Annotated in this window: 6 protein-coding genes; 1 reads left to right on the top strand and 5 read right to left on the bottom strand. The window is 37.3% G+C overall.

Going from position 1 to position 7,688, the window contains the following annotated elements; all coding sequences use genetic code 11:
• Positions 1-126: 126 nt before the first annotated feature.
• The 5 genes from HMPREF2988_RS05110 to HMPREF2988_RS05130 form a co-directional block, all read right to left on the bottom strand.
• Positions 127-1,155, bottom strand: coding sequence for a WxLIP family cell surface protein (locus HMPREF2988_RS05110; protein WP_070770122.1), 1,029 nt, complete (start codon positions 1,153-1,155; stop codon positions 127-129).
• Between the two features lie 106 nt (positions 1,156-1,261).
• Positions 1,262-1,885, bottom strand: a complete 624-nt coding sequence (locus HMPREF2988_RS05115; RefSeq protein ID WP_070770123.1) for a WxL domain-containing protein — start codon at positions 1,883-1,885, stop codon at positions 1,262-1,264.
• A gap of 23 nt (positions 1,886-1,908) precedes the next feature.
• Positions 1,909-2,481 carry a hypothetical protein gene (locus tag HMPREF2988_RS05120; protein WP_070770124.1) on the bottom strand — a complete coding sequence of 191 codons (573 nt, stop codon included), beginning with the start codon at positions 2,479-2,481 and terminating at the stop codon, positions 1,909-1,911.
• Complete coding sequence (locus HMPREF2988_RS05125; RefSeq protein ID WP_070770125.1) at positions 2,471-2,767, bottom strand: hypothetical protein; 297 nt, start codon at positions 2,765-2,767, stop codon at positions 2,471-2,473. The genes HMPREF2988_RS05120 and HMPREF2988_RS05125 overlap by 11 nt, the downstream gene beginning before the upstream one ends.
• A gap of 73 nt (positions 2,768-2,840) precedes the next feature.
• Entirely contained in the window at positions 2,841-5,636 is a 2,796-nt protein-coding gene (locus HMPREF2988_RS05130) for an L-type lectin family protein (RefSeq protein WP_070770126.1), read from the bottom strand.
• A gap of 440 nt (positions 5,637-6,076) precedes the next feature.
• Between HMPREF2988_RS05130 and HMPREF2988_RS05135 the strand changes: the two genes are divergently transcribed.
• Positions 6,077-7,618 carry a helix-turn-helix domain-containing protein gene (locus tag HMPREF2988_RS05135; RefSeq protein ID WP_070770127.1) on the top strand — a complete coding sequence of 514 codons (1,542 nt, stop codon included), beginning with the start codon at positions 6,077-6,079 and terminating at the stop codon, positions 7,616-7,618.
• Positions 7,619-7,688 lie beyond the last annotated feature (70 nt).

Below are 7,688 nucleotides of genomic sequence, written 5' to 3' on the forward strand. Positions count from 1 at the left end.
CGCAGATGCAAGCTTTTGAGCACCGTTTATCCGGAAAAAAGGGCTGCAACAAGACTTTTGTCACAGCACCTACTCTTATCTTTACTACTTCTTATAAACCAGATTTCACTTAATGTTCGATATGAATCACCTTCTGCGGAATTTCTTTCCTCTGCGATATACATAGAAACCACCGACTAAAAGAACTGCTGCTAGGGCCCCGATAATGATATACAACAAAGAATTTGTATTATTTTCTACAGTAAAAACCTCATGATTGACTGAGTTTGCTTGTTCTTTCGTAATCGTAAAGTCTTTTGTCAGCAACCACTTTTGCCCTGTCTCATCTTGTGCTTCGACTAAAAGTTGATAATCCCCCGATTCTAAAGGTTTCGTATTTCCAGCTTCCCCATGATAAATAGGCATAGCAAAAACTGATTCAGGAGCAATACCACCATTTTCGATTTTTCGTGTCATTATCGGTTCTTCCTGTCCTTTTGAATGAACAGTTGCTTCAACGGTCACTCCCTTGATATTGATTGGTTGAGGATTTTCTAGCACAGCAACCACACCAGCATTGTTGGTGATCACTTCGGAACGTACCTCATTCAACTTCAGATCCGGCACAACTTCCTTGTCATTTGCGCTCATCATCAACCCAACCACATAAGCGTATTCGCTAAAAAAAGGCTGATTACTTTCTTCTTTTTCAGCTGAAAAATCTTTTTTCACTTGGATCCCGCCTAATAAGATTCCATCAAAGGAAGTATCAGGTGCTTGTACTTCTAAAGTAACGACTCCTGCTTTATTCCCTGGAATCACTGCTTCTTTTGGATAATCGACCAATGCGCAGATGGGTTGCTGAACGATTGACTCCTCTGGTAATTCATTTTGTCCGTAGTCAATCACTATGTTTCCGTTTGTCTGAGCTGTATTGACATTGATAAAATACGTTTGCTCCTGATCAGAAAAATTATTGATCTGGATCTGTAGTGTCTGTTTTGTTCCAGGTTCTACTCGTAAATCAAAGAATGAACGTCCTTCTCGCTGATTGTCCGGTAAAATAGGATGGACGCTATAGTCTGCTCCATGATTTTCATCAGCAAAAACGACGATTCCAGGAAAAATTAGCTGTATTAACAAAGTTATCAAAACCAATACTAAATGTCGTCTCACTTTTCATCCCTCCATTTTATGTAAAAAGGATGGAGTTAGCTTATCCGCTCCATCCTTTTGCGGTTGTTTACAAGTAAAACAAATTATTTTACTTGAAATACTGCTGTTAGATCGAATCAACTGCTGTGTAAGTAACTGTCCCAGTATACTCTCCAACCGGTGTATTCGCTTTGACTGTTAGTGTTGGCGCTTCTGATGTGAGTTCGTTTATATAATCAAAAGTACCGGAAACATAAGATATCGGAAGAGTTGTTGCAGATTCTAATACATTTTCTCCATTGATCGTAAGAGCAGAAGCAATATCATCTGTTAAGTTTGTTGCACTGACTGTCAATACCCAGTCTCCCGCAACTACAGCATTCTCCCAAGCTGCTGCCAGCTCTGTTGTATCTTCAACACCAGTGTATTCGCTGATCAATTCTAAAGCTTCTGTTTTGCTGGCTTCTAGCGGACGAAAGTCGGAAGCTCTTAATTCTCCAACGAAAGAACCTTCAACAGTAGCATTCGTACTGATCTGTTCGACCGTATGTTCACCAAAATCGATATCAGGAACATCATCGAGTGTAAAAATTCCTGGGTAAGTTGGAAGATCATCCACTACTAAAAAGTCAGTGATCTCCACTCTAGTCGTTCCATCCATTGGTTCACCAAATTCTGCTGCCATGACTGTTGGTGCAAAACATGTAAATAACATTGCACTTGTACTTAAAACCCCTGCTAATTTTTTCATTTTTTGTCCTCCTTTTTTTCTCATCAAAATTCTGCATTCACAAATCGCCAATAATGTTTCGAGTAGTAATGACCACTAGATGTCCCCTCAGGAAAAGAGAGTGTTGACTGCTCGCCAGGAATCGTATATGTAACGATTCCACGTTCTTTGTTTCCTGTTGACTGGATGATCGTACGATACTCTTTTCCTGCATCTTGGTGATCATATTCGAAAGCTTCCAATCCTTCGACTGCTTCTTCGTTCTTTCCGCTGAACATTCCTCTGCCTAATTGATAATCGGCAGTCAAAAGATGGCCATCTTTTTTACAACGGAAGTCTTCTGTTTTCAGTTGTAGTTGCCATTTTGTGCTCTCTTTTCGAGAATCAAGAAAGGTAATCGATAAATCGTTGCTCTCTCGATGGATTTGATTGTGTTCATCTGTATAGCGCGATACGAACAGTAAATCATCAATGTATAGCATCCGTGGAAATTCTTCATTCAAAGGAACGATTTTCAGAGAAGTCGTGCCCTCGGTCTGTCCGTGAACAGCAGAAGAACAGCTAAACATTCCTATGAATAATGCACTCCATAACGCTAGCGAAAATCTAATTTTCATGTTTTTCGCCTCCACGTATTTGATGACGATAGACTAAAATAACGCCGATAATCAACAGCGTTCCAACAAATGAAATCAATCCTGCCTTTGCTTCATTTGCCTCTGGAAAACTGCTTTTCTGTTTTTCTTCTCCCTTTTCAGTCTGCTTTCCTATCTCCCGTTCATTGATTTCTATGACTGCATGCGTTTCACCAGCTTGGGTAGCAGCATTCACCACTGGCATCGATAACGAGAACAGGAGTAGAAGAAGAACAGAAATCATCCAGTATCGGGTTTTTGATTTCATTGTTTTCTCCTTTCCACTTTTTTTCTAGTATCTAGCCAGCCATACGATCCCCCCTTTCAAAGCTAGCTTCTTGCTATAACACATCTTCAATTTTCCACGTGATCGTTCCAGAATATACACCTAACTCATCTTGATTGTTTAGCCGCAGCAATAGCCCTTCTTCCTCCGAAAATTCATACTTTTTGTCAATCTCAAGCGTTAAAGCAGAAAGTGCGATTTCACCCCATTCATTTTTGAACACAAGATACTCTTCACTAATCGCATGTTGCATATCCAGATGATTTAGTTCTTCAGCGGATACGGTCACTCTATATGAATCCGATGTATTCAACGTGTTTCTAGTAACAACACGCATCCCTTCTTCACGAGCTTGTGCTTTTCTGTTCATTGGCAATTGTGATCGAGCATACTTCCAGCTGTATTCTTCTGTCACGAATTCAAATCCGATAAATCCTTCAACAGTGAAGGTTCCATTTAGCTCTAGATAAGTGATCTCATCATTGATAGGCCGATTATCAGTAAGGGTGAGCTTGATTGTATTTTCTCCTAGTTTGAAAACACCATCTGAATCTTTTAGATCGATTTTGAACCCTCTTGATTGATGCATTTTGAATTCTTCTTCTGCATCTGTGATTATCTGATTTTCAATCAATAACTCATCATTGATCCATACACTGTAATACAAACGATCTAAGTCTGGATCAAGATAATCAAATGTAAAGTGGAACGGATCTTGAAAATCAATAAATGTATCTTTTTCGCCAAACACTGCATTTGTCGTTCGTAAGTTGTCAATTTCTGGTGGGTGGTTAGGTTCACGCTGAATCTCGTATTCAACTGCATGTTCGACTTGAGCATGATAATACTCACCGGTTGTAGTGCCTGTTCTCCCAATAAACTCTACCCGCTCATAGACGTTATGATATTCAAGCCCTTGAAACTCTGATTTTACTTTTGTTTTGTAATGCAACGTCACTTCTGTTCCTATAGGAATCTCGATAGCTTCCTCTGGATAAAAGCGCTGGGTGGATGAATCATAAAAAGCATTTACATCTATTCTTGTAGCATTTTCACCGTTACTATCTAGTTCTTGATACGTAAAATATGGTTGATAGCCATCTTCTGATAAGATTAATTCAGTAAACTCAAAAGGATTGGATTTGCTTTCTTCTTCATCAGAAGTCAAGATAGTGATGCCATTATCTTCACTAGGATTAAGGAAGATACTACCATCGCCTTCTTCGTTGTAAAATGTAACTGCGTGTTCCAATTCTGTATTGATAGGGATTTTTTTGCCATTCACATTCACCGTCACGCCTTGCTCTTGCGTTGTAATTTCATGCACCAATTCCCCTTGGACCTCAAATCGTGGATTGGTTAAAAAGATTGCTGCATCTGCACGAGGACTAAGAAGAGAAAATTCAGCAGTCGCAGTGAATCCCCAGTATAGTTTCTTCGATGGAAGATTGGTAAAATAGTCATTGATATTGATGGTGCCTTCTGTTATGCCATATCCTCCTGTTTGGCGCAGATCCTCCATTGTAAAGGTAAGCATCCCTGCTGGGGTAATGTTGATATCCAATTTCCACCAGCTGTTAGTCGAAAATTCACTGTTTATGCCAAAGTCTTTTTTAAAAGATTTAGTAGTCGGATTACCTGAAGGCGCTGCTGCAATATGGGCACCAGAGAATTCTCGATCTCCTAATGCATTGATATTTAGAAGAGGGCCAGTAGAAATTTTATTATCGAATTCAAGAATCATTCCATTCGCTATATACTTATCAATAGGAGCTATACCTGTCAAAAGGTCTGGGTGATAATACGCTCCTAATGACTTAGGTGAATGCCCTGCTGTAGGATCATACATATTGTAGATACCCCGTCTGCTGAAAAACAAATTAGTAGGATTCCCATCATGAAGAAAGAACGTGATTCCCTCTGTATCTTCATCAAAATAGAGATAACTTGTAAATCCGATATCCGTAGACATGTTCGTAAAATCAATCCTATTAGAACTTGTTGAAACCATATGCCCTCTGTTATATAGCAATGAACTCAAATTTGAAGGCGTCATATAACTTAATCGGTAGTCTTGATCTAATGTTGCGACATTAGGTGCAAGTGTGAAAATATGACTTGGTCTTGCAAACAAGTGATTTAAAGGAATAGCATCTGCAAAAGCACCATTCAAATTGGGATCTAATATACTGGGAGCGGCATAGTTTTCAACTTCTTCCGCTTCTGTTTGAGCTTCTTCCACTGGTTCTTCTCTTGATGCTTCTGGCTTATCAGAAATCTCAGTAGGCTCCCCATTTATTTCAGGTACGGCAGTATTTTCCGATAAATCGACTGCGACTACGTACTCTGTCTGGTCACCGATGAATATCTCTTCTAATTCATCTCCTGTTTGTTTCATTAGTCTTGGCGTAATTTTTAGATGGTATTGATTGTATTCTTCTACTATGAGGGTTTTAAAAACGATTTCAATTCTCTCATTCTCTGAAGAAAAATCACCTGCGTAGTACCATTCCTCATCAACTGGTCCTACTTTTCCAAAGGTTCGTTCGATTTCCTGAATGCTTTCTCTCAGTAATAATCCTTCGTGTTCAACTATTTCCAGCTTAAATTGCATTTGATATTCAGCTTCATCTTTTGCATGCTTCTCATATGTCATACTCCATTGTATCTGCTTCAGTTCCTCATCCATTTCGTAATCGATCACAATATTCGCATGTTCATCAGCTACTACTTTTTCAGACTCAGTCTTGGCAAAAGCGATTTGCGACAGTCCCGTAAGTTGCGATAAAAATAGGACAGCAACCATAAAAACTACACTGCCATAATGTGAGACAGTTTTCGTTTTTTTCATTTCCTCTCTTCCCCTTCTTGAATATTAGTGAGATTTTTTCAAAAAGCTCCGATATAGTCGTTCTCATCTTTTATCCGATAACTAAAATTTAACTTAATTAAAATAAGATTGCAAATAGATTAGAAAAAAGGTGCTGAAAAATATAATAACAAAAAAATGCCGTAAACAGCCATTAAATCCATAATAAAAGGTAGCAATCAGCTTAATAAAAAACATTAGCCCATAAATAATGGAAGTGTTTTCTCAAATAAATTGTATTTATCGATCAAATTTGAGACAATAAAATGGGAATAAAACAAAAAAAATGAGAAAAATATAATTTAAGTGGATATAAAGAAAAATGAAGAGGTATCTAGAAATGATCTGGAATTGAATAATAGTTTATAAAATATTTGTATTTTTAATTATTTAAAGAAATAAGCAATCAAAAAGGAGGTCCTATGTTTTTCAATATTGTGTTTACCCAGAAAGAACGCCGCAAGTTAGCAATTTTTCATCTATTGGAGGAGCAACATGAATTAACTATCAAAGAAATCAGTAAAAAACTTGATTTATCTTCTAGTGTCGTAAAAAATATATTGAATGAAATGGAGAATGAATTTGATGACTTTTGCTTTTCTGAATTCAAATTATTGTCAAAAAACAAGATCAATCAGAATCTGCCAATTGATTTAAACTATGATTATTATTATTCCTATCTTATCCAGCAGAGCCTCCCTTATCGCGCGATCAAATCTTCTCTTTTCTATCCAGAGAAAAATCTGATGGAATTCTGCCAAGAAAATTTCATTAGTCGTGCTTCTGCTATGCGGCATCTGCAGTTATTAGCCGATTATGTACAGGAATTCGATGTCATTTTTAATCGCAGCCAATTATCTTTCAAAGGAGACGAACGCTTGATTCGCTTGATATTATTCAATATTCTTTGGGCAGCTTCTCGCGGAAATGAAGATTATGCTTTTTACGTCTCAAAATCTGAGTTATTAAAAAAATTGGCTGAACTTACTAAGCATACATCTTTAAATTGGAGTTTCGTAGGAAAAAAAGAAGTTTGTCTTTTTGCTGGGATTACCACTCAGCGGATTGCACAAGGTCACTATGTAGAGGATGACCCTCGCTATAGCGAAGCAGTTTTTAGTAATGATCATCGAATAAAATGCCTTTTTGGTGAACATTTTTCTATTCCCGCCTCTCATCAAGATAGTGAATTTCGTTTTGCACAATTTATGGTGTTTTATGCACCGACCTTTCAATATGAGAAGCCTACTCTTAATGAAGCTTTAGACATATTCGACAAAAAAGGACAGTTGCTTTCTTCCTTATTGAAAGAACTTGACAATTATTGGCAAACTGAGATTTTTCCTGATGACCGTGTTTTTCAACACAATCAAATTGTTCACCTCCATTTATTTAATATTCTTTTTTGTTATTATCTTTTTCCAAAGCGTGTACCGACACTCTTCTTTCTAATGAATTACTTTCATAAAAAGAAGTCTTCAAGTTATTACTATTTAAAAGAGCATTTTACCTTTTTCTTGAATAAGATGGGGCGGCGACATAATTATCAATGGCTTTCTATTTGCTGTAACGATTTAGCTGAAATATTTGCATGGCTGACTTTGCAATGTTGCGAGGACAATGAAAATTCAACTAAGTTACAAGTTTCTTTAGTGATGGAAACAAATTATTTTTTTACCCAAGATATCAAGAATTTTTTAAAAGACTTGTCCTTTATCGAACTGAAGGAATTATCCTATGAAGAAATACAACCCATTGATTTTCTGATCGTCTCTTCTGTACATCTTATGCCCAAAGAAACGGATACAAGTTATTATGTAGTGAATTTTTTGGAAGGAAAGACAGATTATGTCAAGTTGTACCTTGAATTGAAAAAAGCTCATGAAAATAAGAAGTTTCACTTGCTTTTAAAAAGACCTGAAAGAAAAAAGCTGCCGTCAATTAAACCACAACTGTTCGTATAATTGAATCGCAAAAAAGGGCTGCGACAAAAGTCTGTCACAGTCCCTTTTTCCGAATAAACGGTGTTCTCCT

The sequence above is a fragment of the Enterococcus sp. HMSC061C05 genome (assembly GCF_001814765.1).
Taxonomy (GTDB): Bacteria; Bacillota; Bacilli; order Lactobacillales; family Enterococcaceae; genus Enterococcus_B; species Enterococcus_B lactis.

Coding starts and splice junctions, on each gene's coding strand:
- HMPREF2988_RS05120 (WP_070770124.1), bottom strand. CDS start 2,481: ATGAAAATTAGATTTTCGCTAGCGTTATGGAGTGCATTATTCATAGGA.
- HMPREF2988_RS05125 (WP_070770125.1), bottom strand. CDS start 2,767: ATGAAATCAAAAACCCGATACTGGATGATTTCTGTTCTTCTTCTACTC.
- HMPREF2988_RS05130 (WP_070770126.1), bottom strand. CDS start 5,636: ATGAAAAAAACGAAAACTGTCTCACATTATGGCAGTGTAGTTTTTATG.
- HMPREF2988_RS05115 (WP_070770123.1), bottom strand. CDS start 1,885: ATGAAAAAATTAGCAGGGGTTTTAAGTACAAGTGCAATGTTATTTACA.
- HMPREF2988_RS05135 (WP_070770127.1), top strand. CDS start 6,077: ATGTTTTTCAATATTGTGTTTACCCAGAAAGAACGCCGCAAGTTAGCA.